At 63.0% G+C, this 17,576-nt stretch carries 19 protein-coding genes; 12 read left to right on the forward strand and 7 right to left on the reverse strand.

What is annotated here, in order from left to right:
- Positions 1 to 851, forward strand: an 851-nt coding sequence (locus AC1DUU_RS07070) for a Tim44 domain-containing protein (protein WP_476782709.1), incomplete at its 5' end; no start/stop codon positions are given.
- A gap of 189 nt (positions 852 to 1,040) precedes the next feature.
- Positions 1,041 to 2,252, forward strand: coding sequence for a sodium/glutamate symporter (gene gltS / locus AC1DUU_RS07075; protein ID WP_476782710.1), 1,212 nt, complete (start codon positions 1,041 to 1,043; stop codon positions 2,250 to 2,252).
- A gap of 7 nt (positions 2,253 to 2,259) precedes the next feature.
- Here gltS and AC1DUU_RS07080 read toward each other — a convergent pair whose 3' ends face one another.
- The 7 genes from AC1DUU_RS07080 to phnG all read right to left on the reverse strand — a co-directional run bounded on the left by AC1DUU_RS07080 (position 2,260) and on the right by phnG (position 7,500).
- Entirely contained in the window at positions 2,260 to 2,877 is a 618-nt protein-coding gene (locus AC1DUU_RS07080) for a DapH/DapD/GlmU-related protein (protein WP_476782711.1), read from the reverse strand.
- Positions 2,874 to 3,581 (reverse strand): phosphonate C-P lyase system protein PhnL, encoded by a 708-nt coding sequence (gene phnL / locus AC1DUU_RS07085; RefSeq protein ID WP_476782712.1) that lies wholly within the window; start codon positions 3,579 to 3,581, stop codon positions 2,874 to 2,876. Before phnL ends, AC1DUU_RS07080 begins: the two co-directional genes overlap by 4 nt.
- Before the next feature lie 66 nt (positions 3,582 to 3,647).
- On the reverse strand, positions 3,648 to 4,424 hold the full coding sequence (phnK, locus tag AC1DUU_RS07090) for a phosphonate C-P lyase system protein PhnK (RefSeq protein WP_476782713.1): 777 nt from the start codon (positions 4,422 to 4,424) through the stop codon (positions 3,648 to 3,650).
- On the reverse strand, positions 4,421 to 5,314 hold the full coding sequence (locus AC1DUU_RS07095) for an alpha-D-ribose 1-methylphosphonate 5-phosphate C-P-lyase PhnJ (protein ID WP_476782714.1): 894 nt from the start codon (positions 5,312 to 5,314) through the stop codon (positions 4,421 to 4,423). Before AC1DUU_RS07095 ends, phnK begins: the two co-directional genes overlap by 4 nt.
- Complete coding sequence (locus AC1DUU_RS07100) at positions 5,311 to 6,420, reverse strand: carbon-phosphorus lyase complex subunit (RefSeq protein ID WP_476782715.1); 1,110 nt, start codon at positions 6,418 to 6,420, stop codon at positions 5,311 to 5,313. Before AC1DUU_RS07100 ends, AC1DUU_RS07095 begins: the two co-directional genes overlap by 4 nt.
- Position 6,421: 1 nt before the next feature.
- Entirely contained in the window at positions 6,422 to 7,030 is a 609-nt protein-coding gene (phnH, locus tag AC1DUU_RS07105) for a phosphonate C-P lyase system protein PhnH (protein ID WP_476782716.1), read from the reverse strand.
- Positions 7,030 to 7,500, reverse strand: a complete 471-nt coding sequence (phnG, locus tag AC1DUU_RS07110; RefSeq protein WP_476782717.1) for a phosphonate C-P lyase system protein PhnG — start codon at positions 7,498 to 7,500, stop codon at positions 7,030 to 7,032. The genes phnH and phnG overlap by 1 nt, the downstream gene beginning before the upstream one ends.
- Positions 7,501 to 7,586: 86 nt before the next feature.
- Between phnG and phnF the strand changes: the two genes are divergently transcribed.
- The 10 genes from phnF to AC1DUU_RS07160 all read left to right on the forward strand — a co-directional run bounded on the left by phnF (position 7,587) and on the right by AC1DUU_RS07160 (position 17,216).
- Positions 7,587 to 8,351 (forward strand): phosphonate metabolism transcriptional regulator PhnF, encoded by a 765-nt coding sequence (gene phnF, locus AC1DUU_RS07115; RefSeq protein WP_476782718.1) that lies wholly within the window; start codon positions 7,587 to 7,589, stop codon positions 8,349 to 8,351.
- A gap of 314 nt (positions 8,352 to 8,665) precedes the next feature.
- Positions 8,666 to 9,775: an extracellular solute-binding protein gene (locus tag AC1DUU_RS07120; RefSeq protein ID WP_476782719.1), complete on the forward strand. Its 1,110-nt coding sequence runs from the start codon at positions 8,666 to 8,668 to the stop codon at positions 9,773 to 9,775.
- Between the two features lie 155 nt (positions 9,776 to 9,930).
- Positions 9,931 to 10,917 carry an ABC transporter permease gene (locus AC1DUU_RS07125; protein ID WP_476782720.1) on the forward strand — a complete coding sequence of 329 codons (987 nt, stop codon included), beginning with the start codon at positions 9,931 to 9,933 and terminating at the stop codon, positions 10,915 to 10,917.
- Positions 10,917 to 11,711 (forward strand): ABC transporter permease, encoded by a 795-nt coding sequence (locus AC1DUU_RS07130; RefSeq protein WP_476782721.1) that lies wholly within the window; start codon positions 10,917 to 10,919, stop codon positions 11,709 to 11,711. The genes AC1DUU_RS07125 and AC1DUU_RS07130 overlap by 1 nt, the downstream gene beginning before the upstream one ends.
- Positions 11,711 to 12,796, forward strand: a complete 1,086-nt coding sequence (locus AC1DUU_RS07135; RefSeq protein WP_476782722.1) for an ABC transporter ATP-binding protein — start codon at positions 11,711 to 11,713, stop codon at positions 12,794 to 12,796. The genes AC1DUU_RS07130 and AC1DUU_RS07135 overlap by 1 nt, the downstream gene beginning before the upstream one ends.
- 45 nt (positions 12,797 to 12,841) lie before the next feature.
- The gene (locus AC1DUU_RS07140; RefSeq protein WP_476782723.1) at positions 12,842 to 14,335 is read left to right on the forward strand and encodes an NAD(P)-binding domain-containing protein; all 1,494 of its coding nucleotides are present in this window, start codon (positions 12,842 to 12,844) and stop codon (positions 14,333 to 14,335) included.
- A gap of 9 nt (positions 14,336 to 14,344) precedes the next feature.
- The gene (locus AC1DUU_RS07145; protein WP_476782724.1) at positions 14,345 to 14,845 is read left to right on the forward strand and encodes a CMD domain-containing protein; all 501 of its coding nucleotides are present in this window, start codon (positions 14,345 to 14,347) and stop codon (positions 14,843 to 14,845) included.
- Entirely contained in the window at positions 14,842 to 15,417 is a 576-nt protein-coding gene (locus AC1DUU_RS07150) for a peroxidase-related enzyme (protein ID WP_476782725.1), read from the forward strand. Before AC1DUU_RS07145 ends, AC1DUU_RS07150 begins: the two co-directional genes overlap by 4 nt.
- 30 nt (positions 15,418 to 15,447) lie before the next feature.
- Positions 15,448 to 16,062: a helix-turn-helix domain-containing protein gene (locus AC1DUU_RS07155; RefSeq protein WP_476782726.1), complete on the forward strand. Its 615-nt coding sequence runs from the start codon at positions 15,448 to 15,450 to the stop codon at positions 16,060 to 16,062.
- A 74-nt stretch (positions 16,063 to 16,136) separates the two neighbouring features.
- A complete protein-coding gene (locus tag AC1DUU_RS07160; protein ID WP_476782727.1) occupies positions 16,137 to 17,216 on the forward strand; it encodes an NAD/NADP octopine/nopaline dehydrogenase family protein in 1,080 nt (359 codons plus the stop codon).
- Positions 17,217 to 17,576 lie beyond the last annotated feature (360 nt).

Raw genomic sequence — 17,576 nt, forward strand, 5'->3', positions numbered from 1 at the left:
CACCGGTGGAGCGCTCGATGACGCCGAACACCGGCCAGGCCGCGAACCCGGCCACCAATGCCGCGCGCCCGGGTGCGGCCGCGCAGCAGCGCCCCGGCTTCATGGGTGGCTTCGGCGGCGCGATGATCGGCGGACTGTTGATGGGCGGCCTGCTCGGCATGATGATGGGCCAGGGTTTCGGCGGTCTCGCCGGCATGTTCGGCATGCTGATGCAGGTGCTGCTGATCGGCGGCGCCATCTGGCTCGCCCTGCGCTTCTTCCGCTCACGGCAGGCGGTCAGTTCCGGTCCAGCGATGGCTGGAGCCGGTGCCGGTGGTGGTAACTTCAATTATCGCGATGCGGCGCCTGAACAAACCGGCAAGGCCAATGGCGGCAGCCGCTCGTTCAGCATTCCGAGCATCGGCGGCAGCCGGTCAGACGCTGGCTCGCAGCAGCCAGTGACCAAGGACATCACCGTATCCGGTGAAGACCTCGACACCTTCCAGCGCATGCTGACCGAGGTGCAGGAAGCTTTTGGTCGCGAGGACCACAAGGCGCTGCGCCGGCTGGTGACGCCTGAGATGGTGTCGTATCTGTCGGAAGAACTTGCCGACAACGCCCAAAATGGCGTGCGCAACGATGTGTCCGACGTTCAGCTGCTGCAGGCTGACATCGCCGAGAGCTGGAGTGAAGGCGACCGCGACTATGCCACGGCGGCATTGCAGTATTCCTCCATCGACGTGACGCGCAACCGCGCCACCGGCGAGATCGTCGAAGGCGATGCTAGCGAGCCGACCGAGACCACCGAGCTGTGGACTTTCGTGCGCCAGGGCGGCGGCGACTGGCAGCTTTCGGCGATCCRGGCAGCCTGATTACCTCGCACTGAACTTCTCAGCGCCCGCAATCGTCCCTTCGGGGTGCCGATTGCGGGCGTTTGTGTTTCGGCAACAGCGGTGGCCGAATAGCGATTGCTCTGCTCGATATTCTAGGCAAGGTTGAGGGCGGATAGGCTGGGGTCTGCCTATCCGAGATTCCAGTTCTCGCGACCATAAAAAGTTCGGATGACGACGGCAGCCAACACGCTCATTTCGCCTGATTTCCTGACACTTACGCTCGGAATCGTCGTCTACTTCGTCGGCGTGATCCTGACGCGCCATGTCGCATTCCTGCGCGACTACAACATCCCCGAACCGGTGACTGGCGGGTTTCTGGCCGCCGCCGCCATTTGGGCGTTCCATAAGCTGTCGGGGATGGAGATCATCTTCGAGATGACCACGCGCGACAGGTTGCTGGTCATCTTCTTTGCCACCGTCGGAGTCAATGCACGGCTGTCCGACCTGCTGGTCGGTGGGCGGGCGCTGGTCGTACTGTGCGTGCTGACCGTGTTTTTCGTTTTCTTGCAAAATGGCGTCGGCACGCTCGGGGCCTGGCTGTTCGGCCTACCCTCGGCGGCGGGCGTCATCATGGGATCGATTGCCTTTGTCGGTGGGCACGGCACCACGATTGCCTGGGCGCCGGCGATCGCCGCCGAGCATGGCTTTCCCGGGGCCGTGGAGGTCGGCACGGCGGCGGCGACGCTCGGCCTCATCGTCGCCAGCGTCCTGGGCGGCCCATTGGCCAAATTCCTGATCGAACGGGGCAAACTCACCCCCGATGCCAGCGCTTCGGTGAGTGGACAGGCCTTCGCAAGATCGGAAGCCGTGCCAATCGACAAATCGAACTTCATGCAGGCGCTTTTGCTGGTCAACGTAGCCGTGGTGCTCGGCTATCTGGTTCACGGACCGGTAACTGCGATGGGCGTCAAGCTGCCGCTCTTCGTGCCTTGTCTGATCATGGGCGTCGTTTTGTCCAACACGATCCCTTACATCTTTCCCCGGCTGCAATGGCCGGCGCGCTCACCGGCAATGTCGCTGATTTCAGACTATTCGTTGTCGGCGTTCCTTGCCATGTCGCTGATGAGCATGCAGCTTTGGACGCTTGCCGGGGTCGCAGGGCCGCTGCTGGTTGTCGTTGCCATGCAGGCCGTGCTCGCGGTTGCCTTCATCCTGATCGTGCTTTTCCCGCTGCTCGGCAGGGACTATCAAGCGGCGGTGCTGAGTGCCGGCTTCACCGGCCTCTCGCTAGGGGCCACGCCGACGGCGATCGCTTCGATGACAGCGGTGACCAAGCACTACGGGCCGTCACCGAACGCCTTCATCATCCTGCCGCTGGTCTCGGCGTTTTTCGTCGACCTGGTCAACATGGTGGCGATCCAGTTTTTCCTGGCGCGGTGAGGCGGCTTTAGCCGCCGTGCTTTTCGAGAAATTCCTCCGCTGACAGGTTGCGGAAGTCGTCAAGGGCGACGCGCAGTCGGGCGTGATCCCAGTCCCACCAGCCCAGCGCCTGGAAACGTTCTGATATCCTTCGGTCGAAGCGCTCGCGCAACGGCCTGGCCGGCACACCGGCGACTATGGTGTAGGGCGCGACGTCCTTGGTGACCACAGCACCCGAACCGATCGCTGCCCCGTCGCCGATGGTCACGCCCGGCAGAACCGTCGAGCCATGACCGAGCCAGGTGTCATGGCCGATAGTGACCGCGTTCGAACGCCGCCACTCGAAGAACTCGGTCTCGTGGCTGGCGTCGTCCCAATAGTCCGAGGCGCGATAGGTGAAGTGGTGCATCGTCGGTCGCCAGGTCGGGTGGTTGGTGGCATTGACGCGCACGGCGGCTGCGATGTTTGAGAACTTGCCGACCTTGGCGCACCACAGGCTGCAATCCTGCATGACGTAGGAATAGTCGCCGAGCTCGCTCTCGCTGATGCGGCTACGCTCGGCGACTTCGGTCCAGCGGCCAAGCGTCGACTGGCTGACCTCTGCGGTCGGATGGACGTAGGGCTGTTCGGAGAGTTTGCGGCTCATGCTGCGGCCTTTCCCGTGGCGAATTCGGTGACATCGACAATGCGGTCGGCAACCGCCTCGCGCACGTCGGCGTCATGGAAGATGCCGAGCAGGGCAACGCCGGCGAGCTTCTTTTCGTCGATGAGGGAAATCACCACTTCGCGGTTGGTGGCGTCGAGCGAAGCCGTCGGCTCGTCGAGCAAAAGCACCGGATGATCGGTGATGAAGCCGCGCGCAATGTTGACGCGCTGCTGCTCACCGCCCGAGAAGGTTGCTGGCGGCAGGCTCCACAGCCTTTCCGGCAGGTTGAGCCGGCCGAGCAGGTCGGCGGCGCGGTCCTGCGCCTGCTTGCGGTCAATGCCGCGCGCCACCAAAGGCTCGGCAACGACATCCAGGGTGGAAACGCGCGGCACGGTGCGCAGGAACTGGCTGACATAACCGATGGTGTCGCGTCGGACTTCCAGAACCATGCGCGGATTGGCGGTGGCAAGATCAACGAGCGCGCCATGATGCTCGATGATGATCTGGCCCTGGTCGACGCCGTAATTGCCGTAGACCATCTTCAGGATCGAGCTTTTGCCGGCACCCGAGGGGCCGCCGAGCACGGCGCATTCGCCCGCCCTGATCGAGAACGACACATTGGCGACCACCGGTAGGCGGACGCCGCCGCGCAGATGCATGATGAAGGCCTTGGCGACCTCAGAGACAATGAGTGGGGTGGCCATGTTAAGGTCTTTCCTTGATGAGCATGATCTTGTCCGAAAACCGGGAACCACTTTTCGGGATCATGCTCAGACCTGCAAAATGGAGGAAACGAGGAGCTGGGTGTAGGGCGCGCGCGGATCGTCGAGCACGCGGTCGGTGAGACCGGCTTCGACGACATGGCCGTCCTTCATCACCATCATGCGCTGCGACAGAAGCCTGGCGACCGCGAGGTCGTGGGTGACGACGATCGCCGCAAGGCCAAGGTCGGTGACCAGCCCGCGCAGCAGGTCGAGCAGGCGCGCCTGCACCGAAACGTCGAGGCCGCCGGTCGGCTCGTCCATGAATATCAGGCGCGGGCCGGTGACCAGATTGCGGGCGATCTGCAGGCGCTGGCGCATGCCGCCCGAAAAGGCACGCGGCTCGTCGTCAATGCGTTCCTCATCGATCTCGACGCGGCTGAGCCAATCGACGGCAGTGGCGCGGATGTTGCCATAGTGGCGGTCGCCGACGGCCATCAGCCGCTCACCGACATTGGCGCCGGCAGACACTGTCATGCGCAGCCCGTCGGCCGGGTTCTGATGGACAAAACCCCAGTCGGTGCGCATCAGGATACGGCGCTCGGCCTCGCTCATGCGGTAGAGGTCGCGCCACTGGCCATCGCGCATGCGGTAGCTTGCGGTGCCCGAGGTTGGCAAAAGCCTGGTGGCCAGGCAGTTGAGCAGCGTCGTCTTGCCTGAGCCGGATTCGCCGACGACTGCCAGCACTTCGCCCGGCCAGAGGTCGAAGGAGATGTCCTCGCAGCCGATGCGCGAGCCGTAATATTTGGACAGCGCTGTGACGCGCAGGAGCGGTTGGTCGGTCATTGGGCTTGCTCCAGGATGTCGGGAGAGAGGTGGCCGCGATGGCCGCAGGCCTGGCGCGTCTCGCAATGGTCGGTGTCGGAACAGACGAACATGTGTCCGCCCTTGTCGTCGAGGATGACCTCGTCGAGATAGACCTGCTCGGCGCCGCACAGGGCGCAAGGCTGGTCGAAGCTCTGGATCTCGAAGGGATGGTCCTCGAAATCGAGGCTCACCACCTTGGTGAAGGGCGGCACGGCATAGATGCGCTTCTCGCGGCCGGCGCCGAACAGCTGGAGCGCGGGCGACATGTGCATCTTGGGATTGTCGAATTTCGGCGTCGGCGAGGGATCCATCACATAACGACCCTCGACCTTGACCGGGTAGGCATAGGTGGTGGCGATGCGGCCGTGCCGGGCGATGTCTTCGTAGAGCTTCACATGCATCAGCCCGTACTCCTCGAGCGCGTGCATTTTCCGCGTCTCGGTTTCGCGCGGTTCGAGGAAGCGCAGAGGTTCGGGGATCGGCACCTGGTAGACCAGTGTCTGGCCCTCCGTCAGTGGATGCTCGGGGATACGGTGACGGGTCTGGATGATCGTCGCCTTCGCCGTTTCGGTGGTCACTGCGACATCGGCGACTTTCTGGAAGAAGGCGCGGATGGACACGGCGTTGGTGGTGTCGTCGGCGCCCTGGTCGATGACCTTGAGCACATCATCGGGACCGATGATCGCGGCGGTGACCTGCACGCCGCCGGTGCCCCAGCCATAAGGCATCGGCATTTCACGGCTGGCGAAGGGCACCTGGTAGCCGGGAATGGCGATGCCCTTGAGGATGGCGCGGCGGATCATCCGCTTGGTCTGCTCGTCGAGATAGGCGAAGTTGTAGGTTGCGATTTCTGGTGCTGCGGTGGTCATTCTGCCGCCTCGCGCTGGTCGGTGTCGGTTGGTTGGTTTCGCTTTTCATGCTCGGTGCGCATGCGGCGGACGAGGTCGAGTTCGGCCTGGAAGTCGACATAGTGCGGCAGCTTCAGGTGCTCGACGAACCCGGTGGCCTGGACGTTGTCGGAGTGCGAGATGACGAACTCCTCGTCCTGCGCCGGGGCTGTGATGTCCTCGCCCAGTTCGCCGGCACGCAGCGCGCGGTCGCACAATGACATCGCCATCGCCTTGCGCTCGGACTGGCCGAAGACAAGGCCGTAGCCGCGGGTGAACTGCGGCGGCGCCTTGGCCGAGCCCTTGAACTGGTTGACCATCTGGCACTCGGTGACGCGGATGCGGCCAAGCGTGACGGGGAAGGGTAGTTCCGGCACGTCGAGTTCGAGTTCCACCTCGCCGATTCGGACTTCGCCGACAAAGGGATGGCTGCGGCCGTAGCCGCGCTGCGTGGAGTAGCCGAGCGCGAGCAGAAAACCCTCGTCGCCGCGCGACAGCGCCTGCAGGCGGCTGTCGCGGGCCAGCGGGAACTCCAGCGGTTCGCGGGTGATGTCGCCGGTGAGATGATCCTCCGGCAGTTCACCGTCGGCTTCGATCAGGCCTTCCTGGGCGAGGATTTCGGACACGCGCATCATACGCTGGCCGTCTGTCTCGCGTTGTTCGGCCTCCGCGACCACTGGATCACCGGCAAGCTCAGGGTCGAGCAGGCGGTGGGTGTAGTCGAAGGTCGGGCCGAGCAGTTGCCCGCCGGGCAAATCCTTGTAGGTTGCCGAAACCCGGCGCTCGACCTGCATGGCGGCGGTATCGATCGGCCTGGTGTAGCCGAGGCGCGGCAAGGTCGTGCGATAGGCGCGGACGAGGAAGATCGCCTCGATCAGGTCGCCGCGCGATTGCATCACCGCAAGGGCGGCGAGTTCGCGGTCATAGAGCGAGCCTTCGGCCATGACGCGGTCGATGCCGAGCGCCAGCTGCTCGACGATCTGGTCGATGCGCAGCGCGGGCACCGAGCGGTCGCCACGGCGACGGTCGGCGAGCAGGCGGTGGGCGTTGGCGATGGCGGCTTCGCCACCTTTGACTGCCACGTACATGTCAGGCCTCCGTCGTCTTGATGCGGGTGGTGCGGGGCAGGCAGGCAACCGCATCGGGTGCCGCCAGGATCACGTCGACGCCGCGCGGGAAACGGGCACCGTTCTGCTTCCACTGCTCGACGAAGTGGCGCGGCAGCGGCGTCGGTGCGATGGAGGCGAAGGTCTCGATACCTGGACCTTCGAGGCGAAGCGGCGCGCCCAAAGTCAGGCTTTCGACCTGCAGAACGAGCGTCGTTGAACGATCAGGATATTCCTGCGTGCCTTGCGTGAAGTTTTCGAGCGCGATCAGGTTGGCCGGGTTGGCAACGAGTGCGAAATGCGCGTCGGCCGGAGTTCCGGCATGCGGTGCGCCAGTGTGGAAACCGAGCCAGGATCTTACCGCAGCCGAGACCTGCAGTCCGGTGTCGAGCCACAGCGGGGTGTCGTGGTCGCACAAGGTCAGCGCTACGGCACCAGCGGTTGGCGAAAGCGGTGCCGGTGGCTGCGCGAGGGCGTGCACAGGCTGAATGGTACCCGGTCGCGCCATGGCGTCCATCACCGCACGAAACACGAACTGCGCGTCGAATACGGGAGCGGAAAAACCGCCGTCTATCACATCCATCTGTTCCATCAGTCCTCTCCGCGCACCATGGTGAAGAAGTCGACCTTCGTCGCTGCCGTCTCGGCGCGGCGGGTCGTATCGGCTACGGCTTGTGCGGCGCGCAGTGGTGCGATGATCTTCTGTTCAATGTCGGCGCGCCGGTTCGGATTCTGCCAGAGAGCGTCGGTGATGGCCGAGAGCTTCGCTTTTTCCTTGTCGCGGCCGAGCGCATAGGCATGGCCGATCTCGCCGCTCGGCAAACGCACGGTCGCACGTGTCACCGTCGCCTCGCCGAAATTGAACGGCGCACCGCCACCGCCGATCCGGCCGCGCACCGACACCAGCCCGGTTTCGGGACCACGCAGCAATTCAGCGTCATTGGTCACGCCCGCGGCCGCACACAGGCGCTTCAACTCGTCGGTGGGGGCCATCGCTAGTGCCGCCATCGCGACCTTGCGCGCTGCCTCCGTTTCTCTTTCTTGCCGTCGGTCCATTTTCATCGCCGCTCCGTTCGCTTTATTTGTCTATTGTTCTATACAAACGAACAACATACAATGGGCTTGTAGAGGGGCTCCGTGACGGGTGCATGACAGGGGCTGGGGATTTGAACGAACCGGAATCAACGGTGACACGGAAGAGCGGCGTGGCGCTGTGGCGCCAGATCGCCGACCAGATCAGGCAGGCGATATCAGCCGGCACGCTGGGTGCCGATGGCCGGCTGCCAACTGAAATGGCGCTGTCCGAGCGCTTCGGTGTCAACCGCCACACTTTGCGCAGCGCCATTTCAGCGCTTGTCCAGGAAGGCGTCCTGCGCGCCGAGCAGGGACGGGGCACCTTCGTCGAGAGCCGGCAGAAGCTGTCTTATCCAATTTCGGCACGCACGYGCTTTTCCACCGGACTGCGCGAGCAGACGCGCGAACGCCGCAGTACGCTTCTGGCGCACGCGCTTGAGCCAGCAGGTATACGGGCCGCCGAATCGCTGCGCCTTGGCGCGGGAACGCCGGTGATCCGGCTGGAAACACTCAGTGAGGCCGATGGCAGGCCGATTTCGCGCGCGACAAGCTGGTTCGAGGCAAAGCGCTTCCCAGGTATCGAGAAGGTCTATGCCGAAAACGGCTCGATCACGCTCAGTTTCCAGCATTTTGGAATCGAGGACTATTTCCGTCGTTCTACGCTGGTCTCGGCGCGGCATGCCGATGCCGCCGATCTGGCCGATCTCAAGCTGTCGGCCGGCGCAATCGTGCTTGTCGCAGTTGCGGTCAATGTCGACGCCGAAGGCGTGCCGGTGCAGTATGCAGAAACCCGCTTTGTGGCGGATCGGGTGGAACTCAGCGTCTCGACCGAGGCTTAGCCGGCTTCATCCACAGCTATGGCCAACCAGACTGCCATCTGATGTTGGTGGGCGAACAGATTTTTTCTAACAATGCTTGACAATCGACCGGTTTACAGAAAAATTCCAGTTTAGTGGAATTTGCGGACGGAATGTCGGAATTCGTGGCTGGCTTAGTGGAGGACTTGGCGCCAGTTCATAGCTGTCTGTAAATCTCTACGAGTACACTTTTTTGCCGGCTTGTCGGTCGCACAGTCCATTTGACTGGGCGAGGGCGGGTTTTATTGCGCGGTCAACTCCGCGCGCATGCTTCGTATTATCCAATGGGGAACATAATGAAGAATATTCTGGTACCAAACCGCCGTACCGCGCTGAAGCTGCTTGGCGGTGGCGCTGCCGCTCTGGCGATGCCCTATGTCATTCGCCCGACCCCAAGCTGGGCGGCGAGCGGCGTGCTGAACATCACCACCTATGACAAATTCCTGCCGCAGGAATTCCTCGACAAGTTCCAGAAGGACACTGGAATTCAGGTCAACATCCGGCTGACCGACGATCAGGGCAAGCAGTACAACCTGCTCACCGCCGAGGGCGCCAATCCTTCGACCGACATCGTCACGGTTGCCGGCCACCGCTATACGCAGTTCATCAGCTCGAAGCTGCTGCAGCCGCTCGACACCGGCAAGATCTCCAACTGGAAGAACCTCAACACCGCCTATCAGGATGCTCCTTGGGCGCGCGTCGACGGCAATCTGTGGGGTCTGCCGATCCTCGCCGGCTATGAGGGCCTCGCCCGCAATGTCGACTATGTGAAGGACGCGCCGAGCTGGGAGATCATGTTCGATCCGCAGTACAAGGGCCAGACTTCCTACATCGTCAGCGACTTCATGACCATCGTCATGCAGTATCTCGGCCATGACGGCGACTTCGTCACCTATGCCGGCAAGCCTGAAGTCGCCCAGAAGGCGACCAACGAAGCGCGCGACTTCCTGATCAAGAACAAGGACATGGTCCGCAAGTACTATGAAGCGGGCTCGGAAGTGCAGCAGATGTTCATCAACGAAGACATCTACCTTGCCCATTCGTGGTCGGGTCCTGCTGCCAAGCTGATCTTCGACGGTCATCCGATCCAGCTTTCGGTGCCGAAGGAAGGCACGTTCGGCTTCTGCTACACGCTCAACGTCGTCAACAACGCACCGAACGCCGAGAACGCCTACAAGCTGCTCGACGCGATCCTGGCGAACCCGGAAGTCGGTGCCGCCATGACCCGTCAGTCGGGCTACAGCTCGACCATGAACGGCGTTGGCGACCTGCTCAACGAGCGCGAAAAGCTCGCCTCGACGCTGCCGCAGGAAGAAGTCGAGCGCATCATCTTCTTCAACTCGGTCAACCGCGACATGAAGAACGAGATGATCGACCGCGCGACCGCAGAGGTCAAAGCGGCCTGACGAGGCTAGGCCTCGCACGGCCTGCAGTCTGTCCCGGAGCGCTGCGACGATCTCCGGGGCAGGCAGCCAAGCTTGTCCAAGCCCACAACGCGCAATGACTGACCGCCGGCCTTGCCGCGCGGTACCAGTCGGGCTGCGCCAACCGAGATTGTTTGATGGTGAGTAGCAACACGACAGCCGGATATGGGGCGGTGCGCGACGCGTCCGTGCCCAAATATTCGACCGGCATAGCCAAGGTGGTCAATTCAGCACTTTACCGGCACACGCTGGGGGCTGCGGTGGAGTCGCGGATCGGCAGGGTCATCCTTCTGGCCGGTGTGCCGCTGATCTGGCTGGCCATGCTGCATGTCGGGCCGATCTACCAGATGCTGAAGATCAGCCTGATGTCCCACTACCCGGTCCAGCCCGGCGTGGAGTCGCGTTACACCTTCGACAACTACGCGATCTTCTTCAGTGAATCGCTCTACTTCACGCCGCTGATCAAGAGCTTCATCTTTGCAACGGCAGCGACGGCTATCACGCTGGTGGTGGTCTATCCGGTCGCCTACTACGTCGCCAAGATCGTCAAGCCGGAAGGCCGTTCCAAGGCGCTGCTGCTGCTCCTGGTTCCGTTCTGGGCCGGCGAGCTGATCCGCACCTTTTCGGTGATCATGCTCTTGGCCAATCGCGGCGCGCTCAATGTGCTGCTGCGCGAGGTCGGGTTGATCGATAAGCCGATCCCGATGCTCTACACCTCGTTTTCGCTTGGCTTCGGCCTTGTCTACCTGATCTGCCTGTACATGCTTTTGCCGCTCTATTCGGCGATCGAGAAGATTCCGTCGCAGTATCTGGACGCCGCTGCCGACCTTGGCGCCGGTCCGTTCACGCGGTTCCGCAAGATCATCTTGCCGCTGTCCAAGGACGGCATCGTGTCGGGCTGTTCGCTGGTGTTTTTGACCTGCATCGGCGTCTTTGCAACCCCCATGCTGCTGGGCGGGCCCAACACCGTGCTGTTCCCTGAAACGATCAGCGGCTTCTTCCACGGTGCCAGCGACAAATGGCCGGTCGGTGCCGCCTTCGCGCTGATCATGCTGATCACCGCCCTGATCACGGCGGGTATCTTCATGCGCCTCGTCGGCGGCAAGAAAAGGAGTGCATTTTGATGCGCAACATGTTTTCCGACGCCCCGCGCACCACGCTGACCGCGTTTTACTGGGCCTTCCTGCTTTATCTGCTGCTGCCGCTCACTCTGATGATGGCGATGAGCTTCAAGGACGCCAATTTCGTCGCTTTCCCGATCGGCGATTGGACCTTTGATTGGTACGCCAAGGTGATGCAGGACAAGCAGTTCCTGGAAGCTTGCCTGTATTCGATCATGATCGCTGCCTGTTCGACACTGGCCGCAACCACGCTTGGCACATGGATTGCCATGCTGATCGTTGCCGAAGGCATCAAGGGCCAGGTCATCATCTTTGCGCTCGCCTGCCTGCCGGCCGTCGTGCCCGGCATGATCTCGGCGATTTCGCTGCGCATCTTCATCTCGACCATCGACATGCCGACGGGAACCGCAGCCATCATCCTGGGCCACACCGGGCACGCGGTGCCTTTCGTGGTGGTGATGGCACTGACCCGCCTGCGCTCGATGCCGGGCAACCTGGTCGATGCTGCGCGTGATCTTGGTGCCGACAGCGTCGTTGCCTTCTTCCGCGTCACGCTGCCCTATCTCGGACCGGCCCTCGTGGGCGGCATGATCTTCTGCGTGCTTTTGTCGATCGACGACTTCGTCCGCACCTTCTTCCTGGGTGGCTATCGCCCGACCCTTCCCATGCTGATCTTCGCCAAGGTGCAGGGCGGCATGTCTCCCGAAATCAACGCAATGGCGACACTCGTCCTGGTGGTTACCGCCGCCGTCGGACTGTACGCCGAGTACCTTACCCGCCGCGCGAGGACCCGCTGATGGAACCCGTCGTCCAGTTCGACAATGTCACCAAGAGCTACGGCAAGCATGTTGCCGTCGAGAACCTGAACCTGAGCATCGAGGGCGGCAAGTTCGTCACCCTGCTCGGCCCGTCTGGCTGCGGCAAGTCGACTTCGCTGCGCATGCTCGGCGGTTTCGAGACGCCGAATTCCGGCCGCATCCTGCTTGGCGGCAAGGACGTCACGCGTGTTCCGCCCAACAAGCGCAACGTCAACATCGTGTTCCAGGATTATGCGCTCTTCCCGCATATGAGCGTCGCCAAGAACATCGCCTTCGGCCTGGAGCTGAAGGGATTGGACAACCAGCACATCCACCGCCGGGTCAGCGAGCTGCTCGAACTGGTCCAGCTGCAAGACTACGCCAAGCGCTTGCCGGCGGAACTGTCCGGCGGCCAGCGCCAGCGCGTGGCGCTGATGCGTGCGTTGGCACCCGATCCGGACGTGTTGCTGCTCGATGAGCCGCTGTCAGCACTTGACGCCAAGCTGCGCCAGCAGATGCAAATCGAGCTCAAGTCGGTCCAGGAAAAGACCGGCAAGACCTTCATGTTCGTGACCCACGACCAGGAAGAGGCGCTGACCATGTCCGACACGATCGTGGTCATGAACATGGGCCGCATCGAGCAGATGGGCGATCCGAACACACTCTACGGGCGTCCTGGCTCGGTGTTCGTCGCCAACTTCATCGGCGAGACCAACCTTTTGCGTAGCACGGTCGTTGGCACCGAGGGCGACAACGCGGCGTTGAGCTGGAACGGCATCACCATCAAGGCGGCACAGGGCGGGCTCGCGCCCAAGGCCGGCGACCACCTCTATGTCGTGCTGCGTCCCGAGGCGATCCACTGCTCGGCCGATGAGCCGACAAGCGGCAACCGCATCAAGGGCAAGATCCGTCAGCGCGTGTTCAAGGGCAACCACACGTCGCTTTCGGTCGAGGTCGGCGACGGCACGATGCTCAATGCGCTGGTCCATCCCTCCGGTGTTACCCAGCTCAACGGCGAAGACATCTGGGTCGGCTGGAAGCCCGAGACCACGACGGTCATTCCCGACCGCCACGCACACAATTGAGGAAGGACGCCCGGGCCGTTTGGCGTGGGCAACAGGCAGATCACCATGGCGTTTGACGTATCCGCACCGCTCCAGTCCGCCGCCGGCGGACTGGAAGAACTCGAACAGCGCGTTCGCGACGACCTGGCCTGCCTGTGCTATCCGCCGGCAAACTGGGTTGTTCCGACGGCAGCTGAAGATCATGTTCACGACGTTATCGTCATCGGCGGTGGCATGTGCGGCCTGGTCGCAAGCTTCGCGCTGATCGGCGCCGGCATCCAGAACATCCGCATCTTCGATCGCAGCCCGGTGGGCTTCGAGGGACCCTGGCTGACCTATGCGCGCATGGAAACGCTGCGTTCGCCCAAGCAGTTGACCGGCCCGGCCTATGGCATGGCGTCGCTGACCTTCCGCGCCTGGTATGTCGCTCAGTTCGGCAACCAGACCTGGGCGGAACTCGAGAAGATCCCGCGGCCGATGTGGATGGAATATCTGCGCTGGTACCGCAAGGTGCTTGAATTGCCGGTGGAAAACGGCGTCGAGGTCAAGACCATCCTGCCCGAAGGCGAGCTGATGCGGCTGACGCTCGCTGGCGAAGGCGCGCGCGAAAAATCGGTACTGGCCCGCAAGGTGGTGATGGCGACCGGCCGCGACGGCATGGGACATCCCAGCATTCCCGGCTTCGTCGACAGTTTGCCCCAGAAATACTGGGCGCATTCTTCGCATGAAATTGACTTTGCCGCCCTGCGCGGCAAGCGAGTGGTGGTGGTCGGCGTGGGGGCATCCGCCGTCGACAATGCCGCCGAGGCGCTGGAAGCAGGGGCCGCTGAAGTGCGCCACCTTATCCGCCGCAAGGAGATGCCCTGCATCAACAAGCTGATGGGCATTGGCTCGTTCGGCTTCACCGCTGCATTCCCGCAGTTGGGCGATGCCAGGCGCTGGCAGATCATGAACTACTCGCTGCGCACGCAGACGCCAGCGCCGCGTGGTTCGACGATGCGTGTGAGCCGGCACCCGAATGCCTATTTCCATTTTGATGCGGCGGTCGAAAAGACCGAGCTCGATGGCGACGAGATCGTCATTTCGACCTCGCAGGGCAAGGCCGTTCGCGCCGACTTCCTGATCCTTGGCACCGGCTTTGGTGTCGATCCGCTGGCGCGCAAGGAACTCGACGGCTACGCCGACAAGATCTTGTTGTGGCAGGACCGCTTCACACCACCAGAGGGCCAGGAAAACAGCGAGCTCGGCAATTATCCCTATCTTGCCCGCGACTTCACCTTCCTGGAGCGCGAGCCTGGGCAGGCGCCATGGCTCGCCAATATCCACAGCTTCAATTCCGGTGCCGCAGCAAGCCTAGGCAAGATGAGCGGCGACATTCCAGGCATCAGCGAAGGTGCGGCGTGGCTGGCGCGCGAGATCGCCGCCAAACTCTACACCGAGAATTTCGGCCAGTACTGGCAGCGCCTGCTCGACTACGACACGCCCGAGCTGCGCGGCGACGAGTGGACGGCATCGCCCCTGCCGGACGATGGGCGGGCGGCTGCCCGCAAGCAGGCATAGGAGAACGGCATGGCACAAAACGAGGACGTGATTGCCGCGATCGTCGGCATCGAACCCGGCAGCGCGCTGGCCGAGGTGGTGGCGGGACGCGCCGACGTCATGGCGCTGACGCAGCAGACGCATGACGGCGCTTTGACGCCGGTTGAGCCAGGCGGCCTCACGCATGCCGAGCGCGCGGCACTTGCCTGCCGCATCGCCAAGATCAACGACGACAAGGACTTCGAGGAACATTTCGAAGTCCTGCTCGAAAAGGCCAGCGCGTCTGGCGACACGGCACGCATTGCCGACATCTGGTTCGACGGCGGTAATGATGCGCGCCTCAAGGCGCTGATCCGGCATGTCGATCTGGTGGCGCATGCGCCCAAGGATGCGACGCGCCGCGACATCGAATTGTTGCAGGAAGCGGGTCTCGCCGATGCCGACATCGTGCGTCTGTCGGAGCTTGTCGCATTCGTCAGCTATCAGATCAGGGTCGCCGCTGGGCTGCGGCTGATGCGGGGATTGGCATGAGCAAGGTTGTCCACGAATTCACCACCACCATTCCCGAGTGGAAGCCCTACGTCAGGCCGCTCGACCTTGCCGAAGCGAGCCCCGCTCAGCTCGAAGCGCTGAAGATCACGCCATCCAACACTAAGGTGTCGGACTATGTTCTGGTGCTGGCGCATGACGTCGAGACGCTGACGCATCGCTCGCCGCTGTTCAACGGCGTGATGTACAACAAGGGCGGCCTGTCGCGTGCCGAGCGCGAGATTGGCGCTGTCGGCGCCTCGATCGTCAATCGCTGCATCTACTGTGCCGCCGTCCACGCCAGCCGCTACAACCAGCTCGCCAAGGACGAGACCGTCATTGCAGCGATCTTCGCCGACGGTGTCGATGCTGAGATCGAGCCCCGGCTCAAGGCGATCTTCGACTTTTCGGTAAAGCTGTCGAAATGCCCCTCCGATGCTGATGCCTCGGACATGCAGGCGCTGGTCGATGCCGGCCTCGGCAAGGACGAGATCCTCGACCTCATCTTGTCGTCGTCGCTGTTCGGTTGGGCCAACCGGCTGATGCACACACTTGGAGAGCCGCTCGCCRAGTAAACTGCCCGAGGCGTCGGAAGGAGCATCGGAATGAACATGCATTCGGTCAATCCGCCGGAAATCGGGCCGCGCCTGCAGGCGTACCGGRAACAGCAGAAGCTCACGCTTGCCGATCTGGCGACGAAATCGGGCGTGTCGCGCTCGATGCTGTCCGAGATCGAGCGCGGCAACGCCAACCCGACCTATGGCACGCTGTGGCATCTGACCCGGGCGCTCAACATCGACCTCAACAACCTGATCAGTGGCGCTTCCGAAGAGCGTGGCGATCGCATCGACCTGCAGCCGGAGAACCTGACGCCGACCATCCGAAGTGCCGATGGCAGCTGCACGCTGCAGATATTATCGCCAGCCGGCATGGTGCCGCTGATCGAATGGTATCTGCTGAGCTTCGAGCCTGAGGGCAAGCTGATCAGCGACCCCCATGGTGCGGGCACCATCGAGCATCTGCACTGCACCGAAGGCGAGATCGTCGTGCGCAGCGCGGGCAATGAAATGATCGTGCGTGCCGGCGAGACGGCGCGCTACGCCGGCGATGTACCGCATTCGCTGACCAGCGCCAGCTCCGTCGGAGCGCGGGCTTTCCTGGTGGTGGCATCGGGCGAGGTCGGCAGCAGCACAACGCGGGCGTTGATACGCCCGAAATGAAACGACCCCGGCGGCACCGGCCTTTGGCGGGCCACCGGAACTGAAATGATATTGATCCAAAAAGGAATATTGGAATGCAGGTAGGTATTGTCGGTGCGGGTTCGATCGCCTTTGGAACGGCGGTGTTTCTCGAACAGCAGGGGCATCACGCGACGCTGTGGTCGCCGTCAGGCGAGCGCACCAAGGCGCTGGCCAAGGGCGAGGCGCTGGTCGCCCAGGGTGCTGTCGAAGGTACCTTCCATCCCTCGGCCGCGGCCAGTGCCGAAGCGCTTGTCGCCGGTTCCGAGGCGATCGTGATCGCGCTGCCGGCCTATGGCCACAAGACCGTGCTCGACGCCATCGCGCCCTACATCAGGGCTGACCAGACGATCATCATCTCCTCGCATGCCTCTTTTGGCGCGCTCTACCTGTCGCGCCTGCTTGCGGCCCGCGGCGTTGTCGCGCCGATCGTCGGCTGGGGCACGACAGTGGTGTCGGGTCGCCAGCTCAGCCCAACGCTGGTCAATGTCAACACCGTGCGCAAGAAGGTCGATCTCGCCACCGTGCCGGCCTCGCGCAGCGCCGATGGCTTCGCTGTCTGCCAGACGCTGTTTGGCGATCGTTTCGTCGACCGGGGCAGCCTGATGGCGATCGCGCTCTCCAACCTCAACCCGCAGAACCATATGGGCATCGCGCTCGGCAACATGACGCGCATGGAGCGTGGCGAGACCTGGAGCCAGGGCCAGAACGTGACGCCGAATGTCGGCCGTCTGCTCGAGGACCTCGATCAGGAACGCATCGCCATCGCCACCAAGCTCGGCCTTGAGGTGCGCAACATCTTCCAGCACTTCCACCTGTCGTTCCATGTGCCGATGAGCTCGATCTCGCAGATGAACCAGGAGATGCACGAAGCCGGCAATGGCGGCACGGGTCCGGCGACTGCCGACAGCCGCTATGTCACCGAAGACGTGCCCTTCGGCCTGGTCGCGACCGCCAAGATCGGCCGCCTCGCCGGCTACCCCGCCGAGCTGCACGAATCCGGCGTGCGCATCTTCTCGGCCATGTATGGCCGCGATTTCAATGCCGAAAACGACCTGCTTGCAGCACTCGACCTCGACTCGATGTCGCTGGAACAGCTCAACGGCCTGTGCCGTGACGGATTTGCGGCAGCTTAACCAAGCGCCCTGGCGCGGCGCTCCTGGCGGGCCGCCGCGCCAATTCTTCCGATGACTTAAACGTATTCCCCAAAGCCTTGCGATTGCCTTCTCGACCGGGGGAGGCTGTCTTCGTGCAGGCCATTTCGGGGATCCCATACGCGGCAGATGCCGTGTCGGACCAAGGTCCGGCGCCTCCCTCACAAGGTCCTGCTTTCTGCAGCATAGGTCGCGGGCCGGTTTCACCGCTGGTTTGCTTGCTGCAGTTTCCAGGCGTCGTCGGATTGCCGATTCAGACTGAGCCGTAGGCAGCGGATCAGTTGGAAAGGCAGGAGTCAGGCGGCTTGGCAACAGCAGCCATGTTTCGGCTGACTCAGGGCA

This window comes from Aminobacter sp. P4_H6_2 (assembly GCF_056400805.1).

Excerpts from the sequence above, each read along its gene's own strand:
- gltS (WP_476782710.1), top strand. The coding sequence starts at position 1,041 with ATGACGACGGCAGCCAACACGCTCATTTCGCCTGATTTCCTGACACTT.
- AC1DUU_RS07080 (WP_476782711.1), bottom strand. The coding sequence starts at position 2,877 with ATGAGCCGCAAACTCTCCGAACAGCCCTACGTCCATCCGACCGCAGAG.
- phnL (WP_476782712.1), bottom strand. The coding sequence starts at position 3,581 with ATGGCCACCCCACTCATTGTCTCTGAGGTCGCCAAGGCCTTCATCATG.
- phnK (WP_476782713.1), bottom strand. The coding sequence starts at position 4,424 with ATGACCGACCAACCGCTCCTGCGCGTCACAGCGCTGTCCAAATATTAC.
- AC1DUU_RS07095 (WP_476782714.1), bottom strand. The coding sequence starts at position 5,314 with ATGACCACCGCAGCACCAGAAATCGCAACCTACAACTTCGCCTATCTC.
- AC1DUU_RS07100 (WP_476782715.1), bottom strand. The coding sequence starts at position 6,420 with ATGTACGTGGCAGTCAAAGGTGGCGAAGCCGCCATCGCCAACGCCCAC.
- phnH (WP_476782716.1), bottom strand. The coding sequence starts at position 7,030 with ATGGAACAGATGGATGTGATAGACGGCGGTTTTTCCGCTCCCGTATTC.
- phnG (WP_476782717.1), bottom strand. The coding sequence starts at position 7,500 with ATGAAAATGGACCGACGGCAAGAAAGAGAAACGGAGGCAGCGCGCAAG.
- AC1DUU_RS07120 (WP_476782719.1), top strand. The coding sequence starts at position 8,666 with ATGAAGAATATTCTGGTACCAAACCGCCGTACCGCGCTGAAGCTGCTT.
- AC1DUU_RS07125 (WP_476782720.1), top strand. The coding sequence starts at position 9,931 with ATGGTGAGTAGCAACACGACAGCCGGATATGGGGCGGTGCGCGACGCG.
- AC1DUU_RS07130 (WP_476782721.1), top strand. The coding sequence starts at position 10,917 with ATGCGCAACATGTTTTCCGACGCCCCGCGCACCACGCTGACCGCGTTT.
- AC1DUU_RS07135 (WP_476782722.1), top strand. The coding sequence starts at position 11,711 with ATGGAACCCGTCGTCCAGTTCGACAATGTCACCAAGAGCTACGGCAAG.
- AC1DUU_RS07140 (WP_476782723.1), top strand. The coding sequence starts at position 12,842 with ATGGCGTTTGACGTATCCGCACCGCTCCAGTCCGCCGCCGGCGGACTG.
- AC1DUU_RS07145 (WP_476782724.1), top strand. The coding sequence starts at position 14,345 with ATGGCACAAAACGAGGACGTGATTGCCGCGATCGTCGGCATCGAACCC.
- AC1DUU_RS07160 (WP_476782727.1), top strand. The coding sequence starts at position 16,137 with ATGCAGGTAGGTATTGTCGGTGCGGGTTCGATCGCCTTTGGAACGGCG.